A 25,642-nucleotide genomic window follows, 5' to 3' on the forward strand; every position below is an offset into this window, starting at 1 on the left:
GCCGGCGGCCGTCCACGCCAGCGGCCGGCCCGCTCAGTGCTGGGTCAGTCTGAGCTCGATCCGGCGATTCTTGCGATAGGCGTCTTCGCCGCTACCCTTTTCCAGCGGCTGCCATTCGCCGAAGCCGGCGGCGGCCAGATGTTCGGCCGGGATGCCCTGGTCGATCAGGAACTTCACGACGGAGACGGCCCGGGCCGTCGACAATTCCCAGTTCGACTTGAATTGCGCCGTGGAAATCGGCCGCGGATCGGTATGGCCGTCGACTTCCAGGATCCAGTTGATGCCCGGCGGAATGCCGGCCTCGATCTGCTTCAGCGCGCTCACCACCGGCTCCAGCTTCTGGCGCGCGCCCGCCTCGAAATCGGCCATGCCCGGGTCGAACAGCACTTCGGACTGGAACACGAACCGGTCGCCGACCACGCGGATGTCGGGCCGGTCGCCCAGGATCTGCCGCAGGCGTCCGAAGAATTCGGAGCGATACTTGGCCAGTTCCTCGACCTTTGCGGCGAGCGCCAGGTTGAGCTTGCTGCCGAGGTCTGCGATCTGGACCTGCTGGTCCTTGTTCTGTGCCTGGGCGAGGTCGAGCGCCTTGGCCAGTTCGTCGAGTTGCTGGCGCAGTGCGACGACATTGGCGTTGAGCGTCGCGATCGTCGCGTCGCCGGCCGCGAGCTTGTCGCGCGCCCTGTCCAGGTCCTGGGCCTGCGCCTGGGCATCGGCGTTCGCCTGGGCCAGCTTGGTGGCGAGGGCGTCCTTGTCGCGCGATGCCTGTTGTGCCTGGGTGCCGAGGGTCGCCATATTGAGCCGAAGCTCGTCGCTCGCCCGCTTTTCCAGCGACAGCATGTCGGTCAGCTGGTTCAGCTGCTGGGTCAGCTTCTTGATCTCCAGGTCCCGGTCGCTGACGGCGCCAGACAGGTAGAATTGCCCGACGGTGAAGACCAGCAGGATGAAGATGATCACCATCAGCAACTGGGCGAGCGCGTCGACGAAGCCCGGCCAGATGTTGATGGAGGACGGACGCGACCGCCGCGACAGCGCCATCGCCTAGCGCTCGCCTTCTTCGGCCAGGGCGGCGATGGTTCGGGCCAGCAGGCGGATCTCGGTGCGGATCTCCGACACCGTCGCCTCGCGGCCGACCGTGAGCTCGTGGGCGAGCTTGCCGACGTTCTGCTCCAGGCTGCGCAGATAGCCGCGCGAGACGTCGTCGACGCTGCCGCCGCCGGCGCGCGCATCGGCCAGCTTGGCCAGGATCGGCTTCATCTCGGACTGGGTCTCGGCGAAGCGCAGCAGCACGCTCTGTTCCGTCCGCATCTGCTCCGTCATCAGCGACAACCGGTCGCCCAGCTGCTGCAGGCCCTGGTTGGCCGAAACCCGGCTCTCCTCGCCCCGCGCCATGATGCGCTGCAGGTTGTCGAGGCTGTCGGCGGTCTGCTCCAGGAGCGCCTGGATGAACGCCGGCACCGATTGCTCGCCGCCCTCGGCCGAAACGCCGGCACCACCGATCCGGGTCAGGCTGGACAGCCATTCCTCGAGATCGTTGAAGAAGCGGTTGTGGGCCTGGCCGGCCTGCAGGTCGAGGAAGCCCAGGATCAGCGAGCCGGACAGGCCGAACAGCGACGAGCTGAAGGCGGTGGCCATGCCGTTCAACGGTGCCTGCAGGCTGCCCTTGAGATCGGCCATTGCCTTGCCGACGTCGCCGCCGCTGACACTCAGGCTGCCCAGCACGCCGCCCACGGAATGGACCGTCTGCAACAGGCCGTAGAACGTGCCGAGCAGGCCCATGAACACGAGCGTGCCGATCAGGTAGCGCGAGGTTTCGCGCTGTTCGTCCAGCCGGGCCGCGATGCCGTCCAGCAGAGTGCGCATCGAGACCGGCGACAAGGAAAGGCGCTTGCCCGAGCGCTCGCCCAGCATGTTGGCCATCGGCGACATCAGCCGCGGCAGGTCGCCCGACAGCACGGCCCGGTCGTTCTTGCGGAAATTCTCGATCCACGCCACCTCGGGGTTGAGCATCCACACCTGGCGGAAGATGTAGAAGATGCCGATCACCAGGATCGCCGCGATGATGCTGTTGAGCGGCAGGTTCGCCTCGAAGGCGGGGGCCAGCGCCGGCGAAAGGGCCACCAGGATCGCGGCGACGATCACCACGAACAGGGCCATGCGCAGAAGGTAGCGTTGCGGGCGAGTCACGGGCGGATCCGTTTGCTGGGAGAGACGAGGTCTCGACGCCAAGACTAACGCCTCGCGCGACGATTCGTCGGCGAGGGTACAGACAGACTTGTGGCAGAACAATGACGCAGGCGGGCAAAAGCCCGCCTGCGTCTACTTCTCGCAATGCGATAGTGGTGAGTTACTTCAGCGCCTGACGCATCAGCCGACCCAGCGGCAGATGCAGGTGGTCGTTGGCGGCCAGCACGTTGCCGGTCTTCATCATGTCGTGGCCGCTGCCGTCGGGCTCGCTGCAATAGCCGCCGGCTTCCTTGACCAGCAGCAGGCCGGCCGCCATGTCCCAGGGCTTCAGGCCGAATTCCCAGAAACCGTCGAACCGACCGGCGGCGACATAGGCCAGGTCCAGCGCGGCGGCGCCCATGCGGCGGACGCCCGCGGTCTCCGCCATGACGGCGTTCAGCGTGCGGGCATAGCCCGGATGGGCTTCCTTGCCGCGGAACGGCATGCCGGTGCCGATGACCGACTGGCCCAGGTCGCGGCGACCCGACACACGGATGCGCCGATCGCTGACGAAGGCGCCTGAACCTTTTTCAGCCCAGAATTCCTCGTCCTTCAGCGGCTCGTAGACCACGCCGGCGACGATCTCGCCATCGCGCTCCAGGGCCACCGAAATGCAGAAATGCGGGATGCCGTGCAGGAAGTTCAGCGTGCCGTCGAGCGGGTCGACGATCCAGCGATGATGGCCGTCCCCGATCGTCTCGGCGCTCTCTTCCATCATGAAGCCATAGCCGGGACGGGCCTTCTCCAGCTCCTGCCGCAGCGTCTTCTCGGCCTTGAGGTCGGCGGTCGAGACGAAGTCGGATGGACCCTTCTGCGAGACCTGCAGGTTCTCGACCTCGCCGAAGTCGCGGATCAGCCCCCGGCCGGCCTTGCGGGCGGCTGCGGCCATGACGTTGATGACGGCGGAACGGACCGCCATGGGCTCAGTCCTTCGCCCGCTCGAGGTAGGTACCGTCCGCCGTGTTCACGACGATGCGGGTGCCCTGCTCGATATGCGGCGGAATCAGTACGCGGCGGCCGTTTTCCAGCTTGCCGGGCTTGTAGGACGACGAGGCGGTCTGACCCTTGACGACCGGATCGGCCTCGACCAGCTCCATGATCACGGTCTGCGGCAGGTCGCACGACAGCGGCGTGCCCTCGAACAGCTTGACGGTGACGACCATGCCGTCCTTCAGGAAATCGGCGGGCTCGCCGATCAGTTCCTTAGGGATCTGGTGCTGCTCGTAGGTCTCCTGGTCCATGAACGTGGCGTTCTCGCCTTCCATGAACAGGAACTGCATCTCGGTCTCGTCGAGGTGCGCGCGCTCGACCGTCTCGGATGTGCGAAACCGCTCGATGGTCTTCGTGCCGGTCTTGAGATCCCGCATTTCGACCGCAGCGAAGGCGCCGCCCTTGCCGGGCTGAACCGTGTCTCGCTTCAGCACGACGAACAGCTTGCCCTCAAGCTGGAGGACGACACCGGGCTTGATTTCGTTGGCACCGATCTTCATGGCTGCTCGATAGTCCGCTAAACTTGGATGAGATGGGGGAAAGAATGGCGCGTGTCCTAGCAGCAACCGGGCGGCAAAGGAAGCCAGAACCGCCTCGCAGGCCGTGCGGCTCGGGCAGGGGAGCCACCCGGCGGGCGCGGGCAGTGGGCGTATGACCGTGCCCTGGTGGCACCCGGACCGCTTCGCCCGGCGCCTGCCGCTGCTGCAGAAACGCGCCCGGATCGTCGATGGCTTGAGGGCCTGGTTCGCGGCCGGCGGCTTCCTCGAGGTCGATACGCCGGCGCTGCAGGTCAGCCCCGGCCTCGAGCCCCACCTGATCGCGTTCGCGACCGAGCTGGTCCGGCCGGAGGGCGAACGGCTCACGCGCTATCTGCACACGTCGCCCGAATTCACCATGAAGAAGCTGCTGGTGGCAGGCCTGCCCCGGATCTTCCAGATGGGCCACGTGTTCCGCAATGGCGAACGTGCCGGGCGGCACAGCCCGGAATTCACCATGCTGGAATGGTACCGGGCGCATGACGGCTACCGGACGCTGATGGCGGATTGCGAGGCGGTGGTCCGGCGCGCGGCCGAGATCGCGGGGGCAAAGACGCTCCGGTGGCAAGGACACGAGGCCGACCCGTTCCAGCCGTTCGAGGTGCTGACCGTGCCGGAAGCATTCCGGCGCCATTGCGGCATCGACCTGCTCGCCACCGCCCCCGATCCGGCCGCGCCAGACCTGGCCCTGCTGGCCGCCGCGGCCGCCCCGCTGGGCATCAGGCCGCACGAGGGCGACAGCTGGGAAGACCTGTTCTTCCGCATCATGCTCGACCGGATCGAGCCGCACCTGGGCATGGGGCGGCCGACCTTCCTCGCCGACTACCCGATCTCGATGGCGGCGCTCGCCCGGCCGAAGCCGGAGGATCCGCGCCTGGCCGAACGGTTCGAGCTCTATGCCTGCGGTGTCGAACTGGCGAATGCGTTCGGCGAACTGACCGATCCCGCGACCCAGCGCGCCCGCTTCGAGGCCGACATGGAGCTGAAGCAGCGGCTCTACGGCGAGCGCTATCCGATCGACGAGGATTTCCTCGATGCCCTCGCCCACGGCATGCCGCCCTCGGCCGGCAGTGCCCTCGGCCTGGATCGGCTGGTCATGCTCGCGGTCCATGCCGACGAGATCGACGACGTGCTGTGGGCGCCGGTACAATGAGGCCGGCATAAGATCGTGTCGCCGGCAGTCCACTTACCCGGCGCCCCGTCTCGACGCCTGAAAGGAGGATGATCGAATGCCTGAACCTTCCGTACGCATGTTCGCCTGGGTGGCGATGAGCTGTCTTTCTCTCGGCGCGGCCCTGGCCGAAACGTCCGGCGGTGCCGCCATCGTCGCGGACCGCCAGGCAACGATGCAGGGCTTCGCCAAGAAAGTGCGCCTGATCAAGAGTTTCGCCGATGGCGAGGATAATGGTCCGGCGGCACTCGAAGCGGCCCAAGCGATCTTCGATACGGCCCAACGGCTTCCCACCTTGTTTCCCGAGGGCACCAGCCTTGTCGACCTGCCGGGGGTGAAGACTCACGCCAAGCCCGAAATTTGGGGCGACAACGAAGGATTCCGCGCGACGGCGGCACGGCTCGCCGGCCAGAGCCAGGCCCTGGTCGCCGCGATTCAGCGTAGCGACCGGTCAGGAACCGCCACGGAGCTGGGAGCGGTCGGCCGTGTCGGCTGCGGCGCGTGCCACGAAAAGTTTCGCGCGCCGCTCGACTGACGCCCACCAACGTCGACGAGCCAATCGCGAAAGGCGATCGCGGCCGGATCGATGGTCTTGTCGGTCGGCAGGTACCAGCAATAGCCGCGTGCCGGCAGGCTGAGAGCGGGGAAGGGCGCCATCAGGCGGCCGGCTTCGATCTCGTCCGCCACCAGCGCCGTCGGGCCGATGGCGACGCCCAGGCCATCCACCGCCGCCTGGATCGTCAGATAGAAATGCTCGAGCGTCAGCTCCTGCGCCGGCACCAGGCCGCCCACCCCGGCGAGGCGCAGCCAGTCGTGCCACAGCGCCGGCAGGCTGTCGGTGTGCAGCAGGGTGTGCCGGGCCAGATCCGCCGGCCGGTCGAGCGGCAACCGGGCGCGCAGCGACGGCGACAGCACAGGCAGGCGCGCCTCGTCGAGAAACAGGCCGCATTGGAATCCCATGATCGTGTCCGGCCCGCCGCGGATGATCACGTCGGCGGTTTCGCCCAGGTGCTGCGGCGGCTCGCTCGACGTGGTCAGCCGGACCTCGATCGTCGGATGACGCTGCTGGAAGCTCGAAAGCCGCGGGATCAGCCAGCGGATGGTGAAGGTGGCGATACTGTTGACCCGTAGCACGCGCCGCGCGCCGGTGCCCTTGATGCGCTCGCTCGCCAGCGCGATCCGGTCGAGCGAGGCGCCGATCTCGCCCAGGTAGCGGCTGCCGGCGTCGGTCAGCTCGATCCGGCGGTTGAAGCGCCGGAACAGCGCAGAACCCAGCCATTGCTCCAACCCGCTGACCGCCCGGCTGACCGCACCATGGGTCACGCGCAGCTCGTCGGCGGCGCGGGTGAAACTCAGGTGACGCGCGGCAGCCTCGAAGGCGCGCAGAGCATTGAGCGGGGGCAGGTTTCGCATCGGTTCATATGAATGCAGATCACACGAAGTCGCAATATTACTCATTTGTGACGTTCGGCTGGGCCGGGCATGCTCCAGGCCCGTTTTCAGCAAGGCTTCCCGTCTTGAGCACTATCCCTCTCGTCGCCATCATGCTCGCCCTGACGGCGGCCCTGCTCCATGCCGGATGGAACGCCATGCTGCGCAGCGGCGGCGACCGGTTCTCTGCCATCGTGGTGATGAGCGCCGCATCCAGCCTCGTGGCCCTGCCGTGGGCGATCATGTCCGGTGTGCCGCTGGCGGGCGCCTGGCCGATGCTGATCATCTCGGCCATCCTGCACGTCGGCTACAATCTGGCGCTGGTCTGGGCCTATCGCCACGGCGAGCTGGGCCAGGTCTACCCGCTGGCGCGGGGGGCGGCTCCGCTGCTGGTCACATTGTCCGCCGCCCTGTTCGTGGGCGAGCATCTGCCGGTTGCGGCGCTGATGGGGATCTGCCTCGTCTCCATCGGCATCCTGGGCCTCGCCGCGGCCAAGACCGGCCGCGCGGCGCTGCTGCCGGCGTTCGTGACCAGCCTGTTCATTGCCGGCTATACCGTGACGGACGGGCTGGGCGCGCGGATCTCGATCGACGCGTCCGGCTATGCCGCCTGGCTCTTCGTCATCGACGGGCCGCCGATGCTGGTGATCCACTGGTATCAGCGCGGCCGGTTCCTGCCGCCGGTCTGGACCTACGACACGGCCAAGGCGGCAGGTGGCGGCGTGATCTCGCTGTTGGCCTACGGCCTGGTGATCGTCGCGGTCTCGTTCGCGCCCATGGGTGCGGTCTCGGCATTGCGCGAAACGAGCGTGCTGGCGGCAGCCCTGCTCGGCCGCTTCTTCCTGGGTGAACGGCTCACCGGACGACGGCTCGCCGGTTGCAGTCTCGTCGCGATCGGCGCGATTTGCCTGGGGCTTGCGGCTTAAGACGCAAGCGCCGCGGCGATCGCCTCGTTGAACGCCTTCACGGCGGCGCCCGGGCCGTCCGGGTGTTGCCAGACGGCGCTGACCACGGCGATGAAGTCGGCTCCGGCCTTGACCAGCGGAGCGCAATTGGCGGGCGTGATGCCGCCGATCGCGACGGAGGGCACGGTCATGAACTCGCTCCACCATTGCAGCAGGTCGGGCTCGGGCCGGTAGTTCGACGGCTTGGTCATGGTCGGATAGAACGCGCCGAACGCGACATAGTCGGCCCCGGCCTCGGCCGCTTCCATGGCCAGGTGCCGGCTGTCGTGGCAGGTGACGCCGACGATGCGGTCGGGCCCCAGCTTCTTGCGCGCCGCCTCGTAGGGCATATCGCTCTGGCCGACATGAACCCCGTCGCAGCCGCATGCCGCAGCCAGGTCGGGACGGTCGTTCAGCAGGAACGCCACGTTGCGCGCGGTCGAGACCGGCAGCAACAGCTCGCAGGCGCGCTTGATCGCGTCGTCGTCGACGTTCTTCAGGCGCAGTTGCACCGACGCGACGTCGCCGCCGTCGAGCGCCGCTGCCAGCTGACCCGCGAAGGCGGCAGGCTCGAGACGCTCCGGCGTCACGAGGTAGAGCCGGCAGGACGCCGGCTCGCCCGGGTTCGACATCAGTCCTTGCCGAGATAGACGTTGACGAGCTTGTCGAGCAACGCCAGCGCCTCGGCCTTCGGACGCTGGAACGTGTTGCGTCCGATGATGGAGCCGTTGCCGCCGCCGTCGCGGATCGCGCGGGCTTCGTTCACGACGCTGTCGACATCCTTCGCCTCGCCGCCGGAGAACACGACGATGCGGCGGCCGGCGAAGCACGCCTGCACGACATGCTCGTAGCGCTTGGCCTGGGTCGAGATGTCGATCTTCTGCTTCTCGTAGGTCGGCTTGGCCGCGGCCAGTTCCAAGACGTCGGTCGGCGGCTTGACCTTGATGATGTGGGCGCCGAGCAATGCGGCCATATGGGCGGCATAGGCGCAGATGTCGATCGCGGTCTCGCCGGCCTTGGACAGCGTGCCGCCGCGCGGGTAGGACCAGACGACGACGGCGAGGCCGACGGCCTTCGCCTCTTCGGCCATCTCGCGGATCTGCTCCATCATCTCGAACTGCGCGTCCGAGCCGGGGTAGATCGTGAAGCCGATGGCCGAGCAGCCGAGGCGCAGCGCGTCGGAGACCGAGCCGGTGATCGCCTGGCTGGGCGCTTCCTTGGCGGTCGACAGGCTGTTCGACGAATTGACCTTGAGGATCGTGGGGATCTGGCCGGCGAAGGTGCTGGAGCTGGCTTCCATCATGCCGAGCGCGGTCGCATAGGCCGACAGGCCGGCCTCGATCGCCAGCGAATGATGATAGTGCGGGTCGTAGCCGGCCGGATTCGGCGCGAAGGAGCGCGCCGGGCCATGCTCGAAGCCCTGGTCGACCGGCAGGATGACGAGCTTGCCGGTGCCGCCGAGCTTGCCCTGCATCAGGATGCGGGCGAGGTTCGCCTTGGTACCCGGATTGTCGCTCTCGTAATTATCCAGGATCTTTTTGACTTGGGGCGTGATCGACATCCGGTATCTCCAATCAAAGGAAGAGCGGCCGTTCCCCGGGCCGCCCGTGAATTTCAAAAAGTCCTAAACCAGCCGGCCGTGCCAGGCAACGGCGGCCAGCATTCAGTCCTTGAGCCAGTCCCGACAACGGGCGGCGAGATCGACTTGTTCCGCCAGCCCGCCAATCAGGTCGAGGCAGGGCCGTTCGTCCCGGTCGAGCCGCGCGCCATAGCCGTCGGCCAGCGCCGCGAGCTTCGCCAGCACGTCCGGCGATCCCGCGACCCGGACCGCCTTCAGGCCCCGGCGCAACGCGCCCAGCGCCGTGCCGGCTTCGTCGGCGCAATCCAGCACCAGGGTGAGGTCGAGTGCGGGATGACGTTCGAACAGGATCGTGCCCAGGCTCGCGAACCATCCGACCCCGACCGTGCTGCCGGCACCGGCGGCGCTGCGCAAGGTCAGCGGCTTGCCCAGCGCCGCCGCGGCCTCGGCCGCGACCAGCGCCTGGGCCAGCGAATGGACGATGATCGCCGGCGGCGCGCTACCGGCGATCATCGTCCGGTATCAGATCAGCTTGCCGATCGCGACGGCCGTGTCGGCCATGCGGTTCGAGAAGCCCCATTCATTGTCGTACCAGCTGAGGACGCGACAGAAGCGCTTGTCCATCACGACCGTCTGCGTCAGGTCGAAGGTCGACGAATGGGAATCATGGTTGAAGTCGACCGACACCAGCGGGGCCGAATTGGTCCCGAGGATGCCCTTGAACCGGGCCGAGCCGGCCGCTTCCTTCATCACGGCGTTGATTTCCTCGACCGAGGTATCGCGCGCGGTGACGAAGGTCAGGTCGATGACCGAGACATTCGCGGTCGGCACGCGGATCGAGGTGCCGTCGAGCTTGCCCTTCAAGGCCGGCAGCACCAGGCCCACGGCCTTGGCGGCACCGGTCGAGGTCGGGATCATCGACAGCGCTGCGGCGCGGGCGCGACGCAGGTCCTTATGGAGCGTGTCGACCGTGTTCTGGTCGCCGGTATAGGCATGGATCGTGGTCATGTAGCCGCGCTCGATGCCGAACGCCTCGTTCAGCACATAGGCGACCGGCGCCAGGCAATTCGTCGTGCAGGACGCGTTCGAGACGACGTGGTGCGCGCTCGTCAGCTGGTCCTGGTTGACGCCCATGACGACCGTCAGGTCGACGCCGTCGGCCGGGGCCGACACCAGCACGCGCTTGGCACCGGCTTCGAGATGCTTCGCCGCCGTCTCGCGCTTGGTGAAGATGCCGGTGCATTCCAGCGCCACGTCCACGCCCAGCTCGCCCCAGGGCAGCTTGGCCGGATCGCGCTCGGCGGTGACGCGGATCTTGCCGCGGCCGACGTCCATCCAGCCCTCGCCGGTCGTGACCTCGGCCTTGAGGCGCCCGTGCACGCTATCGTAGCTCAGGAGATGCGCGTTGGTCGCGACATCGCCCAGATCGTTGATGCCGACGACATCGAGGTCGGTGCGGCCCGACTCGATGATCGCGCGCAGCACCAGGCGGCCGATGCGCCCGAAGCCGTTGATTGCAACCTTCACTGCCATGCTGATCTCCCGAAAGGTACCGACGTCGTCCGACGAGCCGGCTTATCTCACATCAAAGGAAAAGCCGCCGGAAGGGGTTTCCCGGCGGCTTGAGGTTGCTAGACGCCTTCCTTGGCGGCGGCGACCACGGCTTCGACCGTGATGCCGAAATGCTGATAGAGCTTGTCCGCCGGACCGGACGCGCCGAAGCTCGACATGCCGACGAAGCGGCCCTTGGTGCCGATCCAGCGCTCCCAGCCGAATCCCACGGCGGCCTCGACGCCGATGCGATTGTCGGTCTCGCCCAGGACCTCGGTGCGATAGGCGTGGGTCTGTTCGGCAAACAGCTCCCAGCTCGGCATCGAGACGACGGCGGTCGGGATGCCCTCGGCCTCCAGCTTCTCGCGGGCGGCCATGGCGAGCGCCACTTCGGTGCCGGTCGCAAGGATCGTCGCCTTGCGCGGACCCGACGCGGGGGCCAGCACATAGGCGCCGCGCGAGGAGCTGTTCTCGGCACCGCTTGCCCGCAGCGTCGGAATGCCCTGGCGCGACAAGGCCAGGATCGACGGCCGTGTCTTATGCTGGAGCGCCAGCGCCCAGCATTCCGCCGTCTCGATCGGATCGGCCGGGCGGAACACCAGCAGGTTCGGGATGGCGCGCAAAGCCGCCAGGGTCTCGACCGGCTGATGGGTCGGGCCGTCTTCGCCGAGGCCGATCGAATCATGGGTCATGACATGGATGACCCGGATGCCCATCAGCGCCGCCAACCGGATCGACGGGCGGTTGTAATCAGCGAACACCAGGAACGTACCGCCATAAGGCACCAGACCGCCATGGACCGCGATGCCGTTCATCGCCGCGGCCATGCCATGCTCCCGCACGCCCCAATGGACGTAGCTGCCGGAGAAATCCTTCGGTGTCGCTACGGTCTGGGTCTTGGCCTGGGTCAGGTTCGACGGCGTCAGGTCGGCCGAGCCGCCCAGCAGCTCCGGCATGACCGGGGCCAGCGCGTTCAGCACCTGCTGCGAGGCCTGGCGGGTCGCGATCTTCGGCCGCTCGGCCGCGAACTTGGCGACGATCTCGACGATCGCCTTGTCCCAGCCCGGGGTCAGCTCGCCGGCGATCTGGCGGTCGAACGTCTCGCGCACCTCGGCCTTGGCCGCGGCATGACGCCTTTTCCAGGCGGCATGGGGTGCGGCGCCCTTGGCGGCGACCGCCTTCCACTGGGCGCGGATGTCGTCCGGCACCTCGAACGCATCGTACGGCCAGTTCAGCTTGATCCGGGCGCCTTCGATCTCTTCGGCGCCGAGGGCGGCACCATGGGCGCCGGCAGTGCCGGCCTTGCTGGGCGCGCCCAGGCCGATCGTGGTCTTGCACGCGATCATCGACGGCTTGTCGGTCACGGCCTTGGCGGCCGCGATCGCGCGCGACACCGCCTGCGGGTCATGACCATCGACCGCCTGCACGTGCCAGCCATGGGAGCGGAAACGCATTTCCTGGTCGTCCGACACGGCGAGGTCCGTCGCGCCGTCGATCGAGATCGAGTTATTGTCCCAGAACACGATCAGCTTGCCCAGCTGGTAGTGCCCGGCGATCGACATGGCCTCGTGGCTGATGCCCTCCATCAGGCAACCGTCGCCGGCGATGACGTAGGTATGGTGGTCGACCAGCGCGTCGCCGAAGCGGGCGTTCAGCAGCCGCTCGGCGAAGGCCATGCCGACCGCGTTGGTGATGCCCTGGCCCAGCGGCCCGGTCGTCACTTCCGCACCGACGATATGGCCGTATTCCGGATGGCCGGCGGTCATGTGGCCCAACTGGCGGAAATGCTTGATCTCGTCGAGCGTGACGCCCGGATATCCCGTCAGGTGCAGCAACCCGTAGAGCAGCATCGAGCCATGGCCGGCCGACAGCACGAAGCGGTCGCGATCGGGCCAATGCGGGTCGGTCGGATCGAATTTCAGATGCTCGGCAAACAGCACGGTCGCGACATCGGCCATGCCCATCGGCATGCCGGGATGACCCGAGTTCGCCGCCTCGACCGCATCCATGGCCAGCGCCCGCAACGCATTAGCCATACGGCCATAGGTCGGGTCCTGCTTCAGCGGGGTGAGGTCGGCGGGCTTGGCCGTGGTGTCTGACGAGCTCATGGGCGCGGTCTCTCGAAACTGGAATGCGGGAACCCGCGCGACGCGGACCCGCATCATTCAAAAAGCGGGCGCACATTGCGGCGCAAGCGCGCCTTGGTCAACACACGCGAGCGCAAGGCGGTTCTGCTGGAACCCTCGAACGTGACGCGATGCGGGAATTGGCGGGAAGCCGGGGCGGCGATCCTGCGGCCGCCATCATCGGCAAATGCGGATAGGTCGGCTGCCCTGCATCCATGCCTTTTGATTGACCGCGGATATCCTGGAGGCTAACGCTCTCTGCGGGTTTCACCGAAGGCATGGCAGGCGATGGCAGATCTGGCGGCGGCGGCGGCGCGATTGACGCGGGCAGTGGATCGGCTCGAGACGGCGATGGTGGACCAGCGCGGGCGCGGCGCCGAGACGCGCGGGCGCATGGCCGGCGAGCTCGCGTCCGCCCAGGCCGAATTCGCCCAGCTGACCCAGCGGACGGAGGGGCTGGGCGATCGGCTCGACGGCGCCATCGACCTGATCAAGACCGCGCTGGAGGCCTGAGCGATGGGATCGGTCCAGGTTACCGTCAACGGCCGCGCCTATTCGGTCGCCTGCGACGAGGGGCAGGAGGCGCATGTGGTGCGCCTTGGCTCCTATCTCGAACAGAAGGTCGGGCAACTGGTCAAGGCGGTCGGCCAGGTCGGCGACGCCCGCCTGCTGGTCATGGCCAGCCTGATGATCACGGACGAGCTGGTCGATACCGACCAGGCGTTGACCCAGCTCAAGAACGCAGCGGCCCAGGGCGGCAAGGCCGGCGAACCGTTTGTCCTGCCGACGGGCGTCATCTCGCCACCGGCACCGCCACCGCATGAGTCCGTGCTGGCCGAAGCGCTGGAAACTTTGGCCGATCGCATCGAAGCCATTGCAGCGGAGCTCGAGCAGGACTACCTCTAAGGACTAGGGCGGGGCTGCGCAGCGCGTCAGGCAGTTCAAACCCCGGGGCCATAATGTACCTCTCGGGGGCTGTCTCTGTCGGAGCCGTGGTTCCGATACGCGGTCCCCACCTGCACTAGCAGGCCACGAGGGTACGACAAGTCCAACGGCCGTCGCGGCTCCGCTCTAGATCTCTCCTCCGCCTTGCCGAAAGTCCGCCATGCCGTCTGCGCCCGATCCGTTGAGCCAGGCCAAGTCGATCTTGCGCGGACAGGCGGCGGAACGGCGCACCCAGGCCCATGAAATCGAAGGTGGGACCGCCAGCGGACGGCTGGTCCACCAGGGCTTCGACGCACTCGCGGCACTGCAACCCCGGATCGTGTCGGGCTTCTGGTCGATCCAGAGCGAGATCGACGTCCGTCCGCTCATGCTGACGCTGGCATCGGCGACCGGGGCGATGCTGGCCATGCCGGTGGTGATGGGACGGGGCCAGAGCCTGGTCTTCCGCCGCTGGCACGTCGGCATGCCGATGGTCGCCGGGCCGTTCGGAACGGCCCATCCGGCCGAAAGCGAGCCCGTGCTGGTGCCGGACCTGATCCTGGTGCCGCTGCTCGCCTTCGACCGGCGCCGGCATCGCCTGGGCTACGGTGCCGGCTTCTACGACCGGACCTTGGCGGCGCTGCGGTCGGCCGGGCCGGTCACCGCGGTCGGCATCGCCTATGCCGCGCAGGAAGTGGCCGAAGTGCCGACCTGCGATCACGACGAACGGCTCGACCTGATCCTGACCGAGCGCGGTCTCATCTGAATTCATGCGAATGCCGGCGCCGCGCAGACGCGGCCCCGCCCAATGGGAAGTATCGATGCGCCTGTTGTTTTTGGGTGACGTGCTGGGCCGATCCGGCCGGGACGCCGTGATCAAGGAAATGCCACGGCTCAAGAGCGAGCTCGCGGCCGATTTCGTCGTGGTCAACGGCGAGAACGCGGCCGCCGGCTTCGGCATCACCGACAAGATCGCCAAGAGCTTCTACGACGTGGGCGTCGACGCGATCACCACCGGCAACCATGTCTGGGACCAGCGTGAGCTGATGGGCTCGATCGACGGCGATCCCCGGCTGCTGCGGCCGGCGAACTTCCCGGCCGGCACGCCCGGCAAGGGTCTGCGCACGTTCCAGCTGTCCGACGGCCGCCGCATCGTCGTGATCAACGTCATGTGTCGGCTGTTCATGGATCCGCTCGACGATCCGTTCGCCTGCCTCGACCGGGAACTGGCCGGGCGCCAGCTGGGCGGCAATGTCGCCGCCGTGCTGGTCGACGTCCATGGCGAGGCGACCAGCGAGAAGATGGCGATTGGCCACTATCTCGACGGTCGCGCCTCGCTCGTCGTCGGGACCCACTCCCACATCCCGACGGCGGACGCCCAGATCCTGACCAAGGGCACGGCCTATCTGACCGATGCCGGCATGTGCGGCGATTATGATTCCGTCATCGGCATGCAGAAGGAAGCGGCGATCCACCGCTTCGTGCGCAAGACGCCGGGCGAGCGCCTGACGCCGGCCGAGGGCGAGGCGACCGTGTGCGGCGTATTCGTCGAGACCGACGATGCGACCGGCCTCGCCAGGCGGATCGCGCCGATCCGCGTCGGCGGCCGCCTGCAGCCGGCCTGGCCCACCTGAGAAGCAGACCCGCTAAATACTCGCGGGACACGGCCCAAATCCCGCCATATTGGGCTGTTATTCACGTCGGATGCTGCAGGGAACCAGAGCGGACATTGCTCTCGCCACCACATGTGGTATCCAACACCCATAACTCCGCATTAGTTGGGTCGATCGTTCGATGGCTGGCCATTCCCAATTCAAGAATATCATGCACCGCAAAGGTGCCCAGGACGCCAAGCGCGCGAAGGTCTTCACCAAGATCATCCGCGAGCTGACGGTCGCCGCCCGGTCCGGGTTGCCCGACCCGGCCTCCAATCCGCGCCTGCGCGCCGCGATCATCTCGGCGCGCGCCGGCAACATGTCCAAGGACACGATCGATCGCGCGATCAAGCGCGGCGCCGGCGGCGAAGACGGCACGAACTACGAGGAAGTGCGCTACGAGGGTTATGGTCCCGGCGGCGTCGCGCTCATCGTCGAGGCGCTGACCGACAACCGCAACCGCACCGCGGGCGACGTGCGGACCGCCTTCAACAAGGCCGGCGGCGCACTGGGCGAGACCAACAGCGTCAGCTTCATGTTCCAGCGCCTGGGCCAGGTGATCTATCCCGCCAAGATCGCGACGGCCGACGCCATGCTCGAAGGCGCCATCGAGGCCGGTGCCGACGATGTCGAGAGCGGCGAAGAGGAGCATGCGATCCTGTGCGCGCCCGACGACCTGTCGGCGGTGCGCGACGCGCTCGAAGCGACGTTCGGTCCGTCGTCCTCGGCCAAGCTGGTCTGGCGCCCGGCCACGACCGCGCCGGTCACGGACGAAGATGTCGCCCAGTCGCTGTTCAAATTCATGGACGTGCTGGAGGACAATGACGACGTCCAGACCGTCTATGCCAATTTCGACATTCCCGACGAGTTGATGGCGAAGCTCGAGGGCTGACGGAGACCCGATGACCGCCGGTCCGCCCCCGCGCCGCCTGCTCGGCCTCGATCCCGGCCTCCGCCGCACCGGCTGGGGCATCGTGGACATGGCCGGACACCATCTGCGCTACGTCGCGTCCGGCGTGGTCACGAGCGACGAGACGCGCGACATGGCCGACCGGCTGGTCGAACTGCTGACCGGCATCAACCGGGTCCTGGACGAATGGAAGCCCGACGAGGCGGCAGTCGAGGAGACGTTCGTCAACAAGAATCCGGCTTCGACCCTGAAGCTGGGCCAGGCACGCGGCGTGGCCATGCTGGCGCCGGCGCTGCGCGGGCTGCAGGTCGCCGAATATTCGCCGAACCTGATCAAGAAGACCGTGGTCGGCGCCGGCCATGCCGACAAGGCGCAGATCCAGATGATGGTGCGCCGCCTGCTGCCCGGCTCGTCCGTGACCCAGGCCGACGCCGCCGATGCGCTGGCCGTCGCGATCTGCCATGCGCACCATGCCCAGACGCGCCGGTTCGCCGCCGTGGCGGCCCGGTGATGATCGTCCGCCTGACCGGTCAAGTGGATGACGTCGGGCTCGACGGCGTCATGCTCGACGTCCAGGGCGTGGGCTATCTGCTGATGGTTTCGACCCGGACCCGCGCCGAGCTGCCGTCCAAGGGCGAGACCGCGTCGCTGCTGACCGAAATGCAGATCCGCGAGGATCATTGGAGCCTGTTCGGCTTCATCGACCGGGCCGAGCGCGACTGGTTCCGCACGCTGACGACCGTCCAGGGGGTCGGCGGCCGGGTGGCGCTCGCCATCCTGTCGGTGCTGTCGCCCGACCATCTGACCCGGGCGATCCTGGCCCAGGACAAGGCGTCGCTCGCGCGCGCCGACGGGGTCGGCCCGAAGCTGGCGGCGCGCCTGGTGACGGAACTGAAGGACAAGGCGGCGGCCCACGGGCTGGCGCCGGCGGCGCCGACCGGCACGGTGATGGCGCTTCCCCCGGTCCCGACCAATCTGGCCGGGCCCGCCGAGGATGCGATCTCCGCGCTGGTCAACCTCGGCTATCGCCGGCCCGAGGCGCTGATCGCGGTCGCGACCGCCCAGCGCAAGCTGGGTGACGGCATGACGGTCACCGACCTGATCCGCGCCGGCTTGAAAGAGATCGCGTCGTGAGCGACTCCGACCGGATCGTGGGCGCGGAAAAGGGCACGGCCGACCGGCCGGAGGTCGCGATGCGGCCGCTGTCGCTCGATGATTTCGTCGGCCAGCGCCAGGTGCGCGAGAACCTGCGCGTGTTCATCGCCGCCGCCAAGGGGCGGGGCGAGGCGCTCGACCACGTGCTGTTTCACGGGCCGCCGGGCCTGGGCAAGACGACCCTCGCGCAGATCGTGGCCGCCGAAATGGGCGCGGGCTTCCGCGCCACCTCGGGGCCGATCATCCAGCGCGCCGGCGATCTGGCGGCGCTCCTGACCAATCTCCAGCCCCACGACGTGCTGTTCATCGACGAGATCCACCGGCTGCAGCCGGCGGTCGAGGAGGTGCTCTATCCCGCGATGGAGGATTTCCAGCTCGACCTGATCATCGGCGAGGGACCGGCCGCGCGCTCGATCCGCATCGACCTGCCGCCCTTCACGCTCGTCGGCGCCACGACCCGCTCGGGCCGCATCACCCGGCCGCTCCGGGAACGGTTCGGCATTCCGTTGCGGCTGCAATTCTACGAGCCGGACGAGCTGGAACGGATCATTCAGCGCGGCGCGCGTTTGCTCGCCATGGAACTCGCTCCCGATGGTGCCGCCGAGATCGCCCGCCGTGCGCGCGGCACGCCGCGCGTCGCCGGCCGGCTGCTGCGCCGGGTGCGCGATTTCGCCGCCGTGGCCGGCCTGGACCGGATCGATGCCCTGGCGGCCGACCATGCCCTGAACCGGCTGGAGGTCGATCGCTCCGGCCTCGACGCCATGGATCGCCGCTACCTCCAGGCCATCGCCGAGCATTATGCCGGCGGGCCGGTCGGCGTCGACACCATGGCGGCGGTGTTGTCCGAACAGCGCGACGTGATCGAGGACGTGATCGAGCCCTACCTGATCCAGCAGGGCTTCCTGCAGCGCACGCCGCGCGGCCGGCTGCTGACCGACAAGGCGTTCGGCCATATCGGCATGGCGGTCGTGCGCCCCGCCGGCCTGCAACTCGACCTGCTCGCCGCGGAAGAGGAGGCCGACGTTTGAGCCTCGATCCGACCAGCGGCCATGTCGCGGACGGCGTCCACCGCTTCCCGATCCGGGTCTATTACGAAGACACGGATGCCGGCGGCATCGTCTATCACGCGAACTACCTGCGCTTTGCCGAGCGGGCGCGGTCGGAATGCCTGCGCGTCGTCGGCTGGCAGTACGACCGCCTGCTGGCCGAAACCGGGCTCGGCTGGGTCGTGCGCCGGGCGACCATCGATTTTCGCCTGCCGGCCCGCCTCGACGATGCGCTGGTGGTCGAAACCCGGCTCATGGACATGAAGGGCGCGCGCATGACCGCGCGCCAGACCGTGCATCGCGGGGCCGACCTGCTGGTTGGCCTCGATCTTGAATTGGTGCTGCTGACGCCCGCCGGGCGTCCCGGCCGCATCCCCGCGTCGCTCGCCGACGCGATCCGTCCTTTCCTCGTCTCCGTAACCGCCGAAGTGAGCGCGCCAGAGCCATGCAAGCCGTCGACACCGTGAATCTTGGCGGCGCCGCCGCCCCCACACTCTCGATGATCTCCCTGTTCCTGCAGGCGGATCTGATCGTGAAGGGCGTGATGGTGCTGCTTCTCGCCGCCTCGTTCTGGAGTTGGGCGATCATCTTCGACAAAGTGCTGAAGGTGAAACGCCTGGTCCGCGCGGCCGATGCCTTCGAGGAGAGCTTCTGGTCCGGCGGTTCGATCGAGGACCTGTACGACCGCATCGGCTCGCGCCCGGTCGATCCCATGTCGGCGACCTTCGCCGCCGCCATGCTGGAATGGCGCCGCTCGGCCGCCAAGGGCCTGGTCGTGGTCGGCGCCCTGCAGGCCAGCCTCAAGGAACGCATCGAAAAGGCGATGAACGTAACGGTCGGCCGCGAGCTGGAGCGGGCGGAACGCTACATGTCGTTCCTGGCGACCGTCGGCTCGACCGCGCCGTTCGTGGGCCTGTTCGGCACGGTCTGGGGCATCATGAACTCGTTCGAGGCCATCGCCGCCAGCAAGAACACCAGCCTGGCCGTCGTGGCGCCGGGCATCGCCGAGGCGCTGTTCACGACCGCGCTCGGCCTGATCGCGGCCATCCCGGCGGTCGTGGGCTACAACAAGCTGACGACCGACCTCGGGCGCTACGGCAACCGGCTCGATAATTTCGCGTCCGAATTCAGCGCCATCCTGTCGCGCCAGCTCGAGGAAAAGGTCTAACGCCATGGCCGGATCCTTGATGGGTGGCGGTCGGGGCCGCCACGGCCGCAACAGCCGACGGCCGATGTCGGAAATCAACGTGACGCCGATGGTCGACGTCATGCTGGTGCTCCTGATCGTGTTCATGGTCGCGGCCCCGCTCCTGACCGTGGGCGTGCCGGTCGACCTGCCCAAGACCCAGGCGCCGACGATCAACGAGCAGAAGGAACCGCTGGTCGTCACGATCAAGGCCGAAGGCCAGATCTTCGTGCAGGAGACGCCGATCGAGGCGGATGCGCTGCTGCCCAAGCTGCAGGCGATCACCGAGAACAACCAGGACGCCACGATCTACGTGCGCGGCGACAAGGCGATCAACTATGGCCGGGTGATGGAGGTGATGGGGCTGATCGCGTCGGCCGGCTATACCAAAGTCTCGCTCATCGCGGAATTGCCGCAATCCGGCGGGGCCGCCGGCAAGGCGCCTGCAAAGAAGCCATGATTCCGTTGTGACATGATGGCCTCTCTTGGCGTTCTACCGATGATGGACATTGAATTTCCGATCCTTTGGCGGCTTTGCGGCGCTTCCCGACGCGGAGCGCGCCCGTGAAGCGCTTCGACGAAATGCGCGAGGGCCTGGTCGTCTCGTCCGTGCTGCACACGGCGATCATCCTGGTCATCCTCCTGGGCCTGCCGGATTTCCTGAAGAAGGATCCGCCGCCGGAGGAGACGGCGATCGCGGTCAAGCTGATCAACCTCGCCGACGTGACGCGGGCGACCCAGCGCAATCCGAAGCCGGTCGAGAAGGCCGAGATCGACACGCCGCCGCCGCCGGTGCCGGCCGTGAAGCCGGAACCGAAGCCCGATCCGCTGACCCCGCCGCCGCCCAGCCCGCCGCCGTCCTCGCAATCGGCCCCGCCGTCGCCGCCGCCACCGCCCCAGCCGCCGAAGCCTTCGCCGCCGCCACCCCCGCCGCCGCCGACGCCGGATCCGATCCCGGCGCCGAAGCCGCCGGAGCCGAAGCCGGAACCGCCCAAGCCCGACCCGCCGAAGCCGGAACCCAAGCCGGAGCCGCCGAAGCCGGCCGCGAAGCCGACGCCGCCCAAGCCGGACAAGACCAAACAGGACCTGCAGGTCGACGACCTGCTGAAGAACCTGACCGCCAAGGCGACCGCCCAGGAAAAGCAGGACACGCCGCCGAAGCCGACGAAACAGGTCGCGACGGCAGCGGCCTCCGCGCAGCCGAACGCGCCGTTGGGCTCACAACTTTCCACATCGGAAAAAGACACAATCATCGCGCAGATTGAAAAATGCTGGAGTCCGCCGATGGGCGCCAAAGACGCGAAGAACCTGATCATCACGCTGCGCGTTCAATTGGCGTCGGATGGCACGGCCCAAACGGTGCAGATCGTCGATCAGGGGCGTTACACCAGCGACGGTTTCTTCCGGGCGGCCGCGGACAGCGCGGTTCGGGCGATACACAACCCGAATTGCGTGCCACTGAAGGTGCCGCCGGACAAGTTCGACCAGTGGAAGAATATGACCCTCAATTTCGATCCAAGGGACCTCCTATGAAACGAGATTTTCGGCGCGTTCGGTTCAGCGGCCTCTGTGCGATCGTACTCGGGCTCCTCAGTTTCGCGCCCGACGCGCGGGCGGATCTCACACTCGACATCACGAGGGGCAACCCACAACCCTTGCCGATCGCGATCCCGGGTTTCCTCGGCCAAGGGGGTGACGCGCAGGTCGGCACCCAGGTCAGCCAAGTCGTCTCGGCGGATCTCGAGCGTTCCGGACTGTTCAAGCCGCTCGATCCGCGTGCGTTCATCCAGGATCCCGCCGCCCTGGTGCCCGTGCCGCGCTTCGCCGATTGGAAGCTGATCAATGCCCAGGCGCTGGTTTCCGGCGCGGTGACGGCGCAGCCCGACGGCCATCTCAAGATCGACTTCCGGCTGTGGGACGTGCTGGGCGGTACCCAGATGGTGGGGTTCAGTTACAATACCCCGACGTCGAACTGGCGCGAAATCGCCCATATCATTTCGGACCAGATCTACAAACGCATTACCGGCGAGGACGGTTACTTCAATACCCGCATCGTCTATATTTCGGAAAGCGGACCGGCCCAGCGGCGGATCAAGCGCCTCGCCATCATGGACCAGGACGGCTTCAACAATAAGCAGCTGACCGACGGTCGCGCGCTGGTGCTGACGCCGCGCTTCTCGCCGGCACCAGGGTCGCAGGAAATCACCTATCTATCCTACGCTCAGGGTGTGCCGCAGGTGTTCCTGTTCAATATCGACACGCGCCAGCAGGAAGTGCTGGGCCAGTTCCCGGGCATGACCTTCGCGCCCCGCTTCTCGCCGGACGGCAACAAGATCATCTTCAGCCTGTCGGGCGGTGCCAATTCCCAGATCTATACCCAGGACCTGCGGACGCGGAAGGTCACCCAGATCACGTCGAGCGCTGCCATCGACACCGGACCCAGCTATTCGCCCGACGGTAGTCAGATCACGTTCGAATCCGATCGCGGCGGTACGCAGCAGGTCTATGTCATGAACGCCGACGGCTCCAACCAGCATCGCGTCAGCTTCGGGACCGGCCGCTATGCGACGCCGGTCTGGTCGCCGCGCGGCGACCTCATCGCCTTCACCAAGCAGGAGGGCGGTAATTTTTCGATTGGTGTCATGCAACCGGACGGACAGCGCGAGCGTATACTGACCAGTGGGTTCCTGGTTGAAGGTCCGACTTGGGCGCCGAACGGCCGCGTATTGATGTATTTCAAGCAAAGCCCTTCGGATGCCTCGGGTCGCGGTGACTCGACGCGTCTCTATTCGATCGATTTGACCGGCTTCAATGAACGAGAGGTTGTGACGCCCCAAGACGGTTCGGATCCGGCCTGGTCGCCACTACTTCAGTGAGAACCCCTTGAACGGATGGAGAAAGGTCGGTATATTCCGGCCGTTTTCACCAACCGTTCGCGCGCGGTGGGTGGCGGCTCGCGTGCCGCAATACGAGGCTGCCACCCGGTAGGTCCCGACTTTCTCCCGAATCTGGTTACGCTGAAGGAACACAAAAATGCGGATTCAACTCCTCGGCCTGATGGCCGCCATGACCGTCCTGGCCGCTTGCGACACGACGCCGACCAACACCAACACCGGCACGAGCACCGCGTCGACCCCGACGACCTCTGCTCCGTCGACCTCGCTCGCCGACGAGCTGAAGACCCAGGTCGGTGACCGGGTCCTGTTCGCCTACGACAAGTCGGACATCTCGCCGGAGGCTCGCGCCATCCTGACCCGTCAGGCCGCGTTCATGCAGAAGTATCCGTCGGCGACCTTCACGATCGAAGGCCATTGCGACCAGCGCGGCACGCGTGAGTACAACCTCGCCCTCGGCGAGCGTCGTGCGACCTCGGCTAAGAACGGCCTGGTGGCTCTCGGCGTCGCCGGTGGCCGCCTGCAGACCATCAGCTACGGCAAGGAGCGTCCGGCAGTCGTTGGCAACAATGACGCCGCCTACGCCCAGAACCGCCGCGCTGTGACGGTCGTCAACTAACATTCCGTCGACGGGCGGCGTCGCGTGCGCCGCCGCCCGCAGCGGATGAAGACCGGCGTCGGGATCGGCTCGTGAGAGCGCGCTCCCGACGCCCTTTTTTTGCCCGATTCGGGGCGATAGATGACGCCTGTTCGGGATCGCCTCACTTTCGGGTGCCACGTCCGGGCTGTGGCGGAAATCAGACGGTCGATGCCGTCCGATGCGCCATTCGCGATGCTTTGCCCTCTCGACCGTTGACGGGAAGGGGGCATGCCGACATGAAGTATCTGGTCGGCGTCGGCGTCCGTTCGTCTAGCGGGATCTTCATGCACAAGTTCTGTTCCGGTCTGGCCGCAATTCTCCTGAGCCTCGGCGCCGTTTCGGCCATGGGGTCGGCGTTCGCCCAGGACCGTTCGACCAACGATCGGCTCGACCGGCTGGAGCGCGACCTGAACCAGGTCCAGCGCCAGCTCTATCGCAACGAGGTGCCGGTCAGCGGACCGCCCGGCGTGGCGCCGTCCGGTGACGGCGGGACCCCGGCGCTCAATGCCGAGATCCGCATGGATCAGCTCGAGCAGCAGATGCGCACCATGACCGGCCAGCTCGAAGAGGTACAGAACGGCGTTTCCGAACTGAAGAACCGGCTCGACAAGCAGCAGCAGGACAACGAGCAGCGGCTGCAGGCGCTGGAACATCCGGATGGGGGTGGCGCACCGCCGCCGCGGGGCGGTGCCCAGGCGGTCGATGCCCCGATCTCCGCGTCGCCGGGCAAGCCTGCTTCGCCGGGCGGCGCCGGCAACATGGATGCGCCGGCCAGCACCGGCGGCTTCCTGAGTTCTCCGGGCGGGGGCGGCGGCAAGCCCGCGAGCCCGCCGCCGGGCAAGGCGGTGGCCCTGCCGGCCGGCTCGACCACCGACCAGTATAATTTCGCTTTCGGCCTGCTGCGCAGCCAGGACTATCCGGCCGCGGAATCCGCCTTCAGCCAGTTCGTCCTGAAGCATCCGCAGGATGAACTGGCCGGCAACGCGCAATATTGGCTGGGCGAGACCTTCTTCGTGCGCAACGACTACGCGTCGGCGGCGGCGGCCTTCGCCAAGGGCTACCAGCAATATCCAAAGAGTCCCAAGGCGCAGGACAACCTGCTGAAGCTCGGCGTCTCGCTGGGCAACACCGGGCGCAAGCAGGAAGCCTGCCTGATCTTCGGCAAGCTGGAGCGCGACTTCCCGAACCTCGCCCCGACGAACAAGGACCGGGCGGTGCGCGAAAAGCAGCGGCTGGGCTGCTGACCCCTTTGGCGGGCGGCGCTCCGGTCGATCCCTCGCCTCATCGTCCCGGCGCCGTGGCGGCAGGTCGCACCCCGCTCGACGACGCGGCATTCGCGAGCGCCATGGCCGCTGTCGGTCCGTTCGAACCGGCTCCCGACCTGGCCGTTGCGGTTTCGGGTGGTGCCGATTCCCTGGCCCTGGTGCTGTTGGCCGACCGTTGGGTTCGGGCGCATGGCGGCAGCGTCGTGGCGCTTACCGTCGACCATCGGCTGCGCGCGGCCTCGACCGCCGAAGCCGGCCAGGTCGCCCGGTGGCTCGGTGCCCGCGGCATCCGGCACGAAACCCTGGCGTGGCAAGGGCCATATCCGCTCCACGATCTGCAGGCGGCGGCCCGCGCCGCGCGGTACCGGCTGCTCGGCGAATGGTGCCGGCGGGCCGGCGTGCTGCATCTGCTGACTGCGCATCATCAGGACGACCAGGCGGAAACCCTGATCCTGCGGCTCGGGCGCGGCAGCGGCCTCGCCGGTCTTGCGGGCATGGCGCCGATCGTCGAGGCCGACCATCATCGGCTGCTGCGGCCTTTGCTGGGCGTGCCGGCGGCGCGCCTCAAGGCAGCGCTGGAAAGTATGGGCCAGCCCTGGCTCGAAGATCCGAGTAACGACAATCCCGCCTTTGCCCGGGTCCGCGTCCGGACCCGGAAAACCCTGCTCGCCGACGTCGGCCTGACGCCCGAGCGCCTGGCCGATACCAGCCGCCACCTGGGGCGGGCGAGAGCCGCGCAGGAACGGCAGGTCGAGCGCGTGCTGGTCGCGGGCGTCGACCTGCATCCGGCCGGCTTCGCCCTGCTCGACCCACGCCCGTTCGCGCTGGCACCCGACGAGATCGGTCTGCGCGCGCTCGCCGCGATCGTCGCCACCATCGGCGGCGAAGAATTTCCGCCGCGGTTCGACCGCCTGGAACGGGCGGCCCGGGCGATCTTCGACGGCGCGCTCGGCGGCGGCCGGACGCTCGGCGGCTGCCGGATCCTGCCGTGGCGGGGCAGGGTGCTGGTGCTGCGCGAACCGGCATCGGTCGCCCCGCCGATGGATTTTCCCGTGGCCGGCGGGACTCTATCCTGGGATCGCCGGTTCCTCGTGACCCTCCCGGCTGGGCCGGATTGGCGCGGCTTTCGCATCGGCGCCTTCGGTATCGAGGGCCCGGCGACCATGAGCGGGATTGTGCAAGCGCTTGGTACACCCCATTTGCCCTCAGGAGTGCGGCCGTCCTTGCCCGCTTTCTGGCGGGAAGGTACTCTGCTCAGTGTCCCCCATCTTGGTTGGATGCGCGCGGGTGCCGTGATCCGGTTTCGGCCGACACGATCGTTGACTGGCAGCGGATTTACCGTTGTTTAGTGGACGGCGCGCCTTATGTGATCTCGAGTGTGGTCGTTTGGTCGGCTCGCTTCGAGTGGGTGCC

At 67.6% G+C, this 25,642-nt stretch carries 29 protein-coding genes and 1 other RNA gene; 20 read left to right on the plus strand and 10 right to left on the minus strand.

Going from position 1 to position 25,642, the window contains the following annotated elements; all coding sequences use genetic code 11:
* Positions 1-33 precede the first annotated feature (33 nt).
* From VGV37_RS18905 to efp, 4 genes are all read right to left on the minus strand, one after another.
* Positions 34-1,038, minus strand: coding sequence for a peptidoglycan -binding protein (locus VGV37_RS18905; protein WP_326881294.1), 1,005 nt, complete (start codon positions 1,036-1,038; stop codon positions 34-36).
* Positions 1,039-1,041: 3 nt separating this feature from the next.
* The gene (locus VGV37_RS18910; RefSeq protein WP_326881295.1) at positions 1,042-2,187 is read right to left on the minus strand and encodes a flagellar motor protein MotA; all 1,146 of its coding nucleotides are present in this window, start codon (positions 2,185-2,187) and stop codon (positions 1,042-1,044) included.
* A gap of 160 nt (positions 2,188-2,347) precedes the next feature.
* Positions 2,348-3,145: an inositol monophosphatase family protein gene (locus tag VGV37_RS18915; protein ID WP_326881296.1), complete on the minus strand. Its 798-nt coding sequence runs from the start codon at positions 3,143-3,145 to the stop codon at positions 2,348-2,350.
* Positions 3,146-3,149: 4 nt separating this feature from the next.
* Positions 3,150-3,716: an elongation factor P gene (efp, locus tag VGV37_RS18920; RefSeq protein ID WP_326881297.1), complete on the minus strand. Its 567-nt coding sequence runs from the start codon at positions 3,714-3,716 to the stop codon at positions 3,150-3,152.
* Between the two features lie 151 nt (positions 3,717-3,867).
* Between efp and epmA the strand changes: the two genes are divergently transcribed.
* Both epmA and VGV37_RS18930 read left to right on the plus strand, forming a co-directional pair.
* Positions 3,868-4,905 carry an EF-P lysine aminoacylase EpmA gene (gene epmA, locus VGV37_RS18925; RefSeq protein ID WP_326881298.1) on the plus strand — a complete coding sequence of 346 codons (1,038 nt, stop codon included), beginning with the start codon at positions 3,868-3,870 and terminating at the stop codon, positions 4,903-4,905.
* Positions 4,906-4,981: 76 nt separating this feature from the next.
* Positions 4,982-5,458, plus strand: a complete 477-nt coding sequence (locus tag VGV37_RS18930; protein WP_326881299.1) for a cytochrome c — start codon at positions 4,982-4,984, stop codon at positions 5,456-5,458.
* On the opposite strand, the gene gcvA is transcribed toward VGV37_RS18930, so the two are convergent.
* Entirely contained in the window at positions 5,359-6,336 is a 978-nt protein-coding gene (gene gcvA / locus VGV37_RS18935) for a transcriptional regulator GcvA (RefSeq protein ID WP_326881300.1), read from the minus strand. The genes VGV37_RS18930 and gcvA overlap by 100 nt on opposite strands.
* A 104-nt stretch (positions 6,337-6,440) precedes the next feature.
* On the opposite strand from gcvA, the gene VGV37_RS18940 reads away from it, so the two are divergent.
* Positions 6,441-7,280, plus strand: a complete 840-nt coding sequence (locus VGV37_RS18940) for an EamA family transporter (RefSeq protein ID WP_326881301.1) — start codon at positions 6,441-6,443, stop codon at positions 7,278-7,280.
* On the opposite strand, the gene thiE is transcribed toward VGV37_RS18940, so the two are convergent.
* The 5 genes from thiE to tkt form a co-directional block, all read right to left on the minus strand.
* Positions 7,277-7,930, minus strand: a complete 654-nt coding sequence (gene thiE, locus VGV37_RS18945) for a thiamine phosphate synthase (RefSeq protein WP_326881302.1) — start codon at positions 7,928-7,930, stop codon at positions 7,277-7,279. The genes VGV37_RS18940 and thiE overlap by 4 nt on opposite strands.
* Positions 7,930-8,859, minus strand: coding sequence for a class I fructose-bisphosphate aldolase (locus tag VGV37_RS18950; RefSeq protein ID WP_326881303.1), 930 nt, complete (start codon positions 8,857-8,859; stop codon positions 7,930-7,932). Before VGV37_RS18950 ends, thiE begins: the two co-directional genes overlap by 1 nt.
* Positions 8,860-8,961: 102 nt before the next feature.
* On the minus strand, positions 8,962-9,390 hold the full coding sequence (locus tag VGV37_RS18955; protein WP_326881304.1) for a hypothetical protein: 429 nt from the start codon (positions 9,388-9,390) through the stop codon (positions 8,962-8,964).
* A 9-nt stretch (positions 9,391-9,399) separates the two neighbouring features.
* Complete coding sequence (gene gap / locus VGV37_RS18960) at positions 9,400-10,410, minus strand: type I glyceraldehyde-3-phosphate dehydrogenase (protein WP_326881305.1); 1,011 nt, start codon at positions 10,408-10,410, stop codon at positions 9,400-9,402.
* 98 nt (positions 10,411-10,508) lie between these two features.
* Positions 10,509-12,536, minus strand: coding sequence for a transketolase (gene tkt / locus VGV37_RS18965; protein WP_326881306.1), 2,028 nt, complete (start codon positions 12,534-12,536; stop codon positions 10,509-10,511).
* A gap of 306 nt (positions 12,537-12,842) precedes the next feature.
* Between tkt and VGV37_RS18970 the strand changes: the two genes are divergently transcribed.
* The 17 genes from VGV37_RS18970 to tilS all read left to right on the plus strand — a co-directional run bounded on the left by VGV37_RS18970 (position 12,843) and on the right by tilS (position 25,578).
* Positions 12,843-13,067, plus strand: a complete 225-nt coding sequence (locus VGV37_RS18970; RefSeq protein ID WP_326881307.1) for a hypothetical protein — start codon at positions 12,843-12,845, stop codon at positions 13,065-13,067.
* A gap of 3 nt (positions 13,068-13,070) precedes the next feature.
* On the plus strand, positions 13,071-13,460 hold the full coding sequence (locus VGV37_RS18975; RefSeq protein WP_326881308.1) for a cell division protein ZapA: 390 nt from the start codon (positions 13,071-13,073) through the stop codon (positions 13,458-13,460).
* An 8-nt stretch (positions 13,461-13,468) separates the two neighbouring features.
* A non-coding RNA gene (gene ssrS / locus VGV37_RS18980) (6S RNA) lies at positions 13,469-13,625 on the plus strand.
* 34 nt (positions 13,626-13,659) lie between these two features.
* The gene (locus tag VGV37_RS18985; RefSeq protein WP_326881309.1) at positions 13,660-14,244 is read left to right on the plus strand and encodes a 5-formyltetrahydrofolate cyclo-ligase; all 585 of its coding nucleotides are present in this window, start codon (positions 13,660-13,662) and stop codon (positions 14,242-14,244) included.
* Between the two features lie 55 nt (positions 14,245-14,299).
* Positions 14,300-15,112, plus strand: a complete 813-nt coding sequence (locus VGV37_RS18990) for a TIGR00282 family metallophosphoesterase (protein ID WP_326881310.1) — start codon at positions 14,300-14,302, stop codon at positions 15,110-15,112.
* A 160-nt stretch (positions 15,113-15,272) separates the two neighbouring features.
* Positions 15,273-16,025 carry a YebC/PmpR family DNA-binding transcriptional regulator gene (locus VGV37_RS18995; RefSeq protein WP_326881311.1) on the plus strand — a complete coding sequence of 251 codons (753 nt, stop codon included), beginning with the start codon at positions 15,273-15,275 and terminating at the stop codon, positions 16,023-16,025.
* A 10-nt stretch (positions 16,026-16,035) separates the two neighbouring features.
* Positions 16,036-16,554 carry a crossover junction endodeoxyribonuclease RuvC gene (ruvC, locus tag VGV37_RS19000; protein WP_326881312.1) on the plus strand — a complete coding sequence of 173 codons (519 nt, stop codon included), beginning with the start codon at positions 16,036-16,038 and terminating at the stop codon, positions 16,552-16,554.
* Positions 16,554-17,177 carry a Holliday junction branch migration protein RuvA gene (gene ruvA / locus VGV37_RS19005; protein ID WP_326881419.1) on the plus strand — a complete coding sequence of 208 codons (624 nt, stop codon included), beginning with the start codon at positions 16,554-16,556 and terminating at the stop codon, positions 17,175-17,177. The genes ruvC and ruvA overlap by 1 nt, the downstream gene beginning before the upstream one ends.
* Before the next feature lie 59 nt (positions 17,178-17,236).
* Positions 17,237-18,226 (plus strand): Holliday junction branch migration DNA helicase RuvB, encoded by a 990-nt coding sequence (gene ruvB / locus VGV37_RS19010; RefSeq protein WP_414638039.1) that lies wholly within the window; start codon positions 17,237-17,239, stop codon positions 18,224-18,226.
* Entirely contained in the window at positions 18,223-18,711 is a 489-nt protein-coding gene (gene ybgC / locus VGV37_RS19015) for a tol-pal system-associated acyl-CoA thioesterase (protein ID WP_326881314.1), read from the plus strand. The genes ruvB and ybgC overlap by 4 nt, the downstream gene beginning before the upstream one ends.
* Positions 18,690-19,412, plus strand: coding sequence for a protein TolQ (tolQ, locus tag VGV37_RS19020; RefSeq protein WP_326881315.1), 723 nt, complete (start codon positions 18,690-18,692; stop codon positions 19,410-19,412). Before ybgC ends, tolQ begins: the two co-directional genes overlap by 22 nt.
* 4 nt (positions 19,413-19,416) lie before the next feature.
* Positions 19,417-19,890, plus strand: coding sequence for a protein TolR (gene tolR / locus VGV37_RS19025; RefSeq protein WP_326881316.1), 474 nt, complete (start codon positions 19,417-19,419; stop codon positions 19,888-19,890).
* A gap of 104 nt (positions 19,891-19,994) precedes the next feature.
* Positions 19,995-20,963 (plus strand): cell envelope integrity protein TolA, encoded by a 969-nt coding sequence (locus VGV37_RS19030; protein ID WP_326881317.1) that lies wholly within the window; start codon positions 19,995-19,997, stop codon positions 20,961-20,963.
* Positions 20,960-22,306, plus strand: a complete 1,347-nt coding sequence (gene tolB / locus VGV37_RS19035) for a Tol-Pal system beta propeller repeat protein TolB (protein WP_326881318.1) — start codon at positions 20,960-20,962, stop codon at positions 22,304-22,306. The genes VGV37_RS19030 and tolB overlap by 4 nt, the downstream gene beginning before the upstream one ends.
* Before the next feature lie 157 nt (positions 22,307-22,463).
* Positions 22,464-22,943 carry a peptidoglycan-associated lipoprotein Pal gene (gene pal / locus VGV37_RS19040; protein WP_326881319.1) on the plus strand — a complete coding sequence of 160 codons (480 nt, stop codon included), beginning with the start codon at positions 22,464-22,466 and terminating at the stop codon, positions 22,941-22,943.
* A 257-nt stretch (positions 22,944-23,200) separates the two neighbouring features.
* Positions 23,201-24,208 carry a tol-pal system protein YbgF gene (gene ybgF / locus VGV37_RS19045; RefSeq protein ID WP_326881320.1) on the plus strand — a complete coding sequence of 336 codons (1,008 nt, stop codon included), beginning with the start codon at positions 23,201-23,203 and terminating at the stop codon, positions 24,206-24,208.
* Between the two features lie 53 nt (positions 24,209-24,261).
* Entirely contained in the window at positions 24,262-25,578 is a 1,317-nt protein-coding gene (gene tilS / locus VGV37_RS19050; protein ID WP_326881321.1) for a tRNA lysidine(34) synthetase TilS, read from the plus strand.
* The last annotated feature ends 64 nt before the right edge of the window (positions 25,579-25,642 follow it).

This window comes from Aliidongia sp., assembly GCF_035943795.1.
In the GTDB taxonomy this organism is placed as follows: domain Bacteria; phylum Pseudomonadota; class Alphaproteobacteria; order ATCC43930; family CGMCC-115725; genus Aliidongia.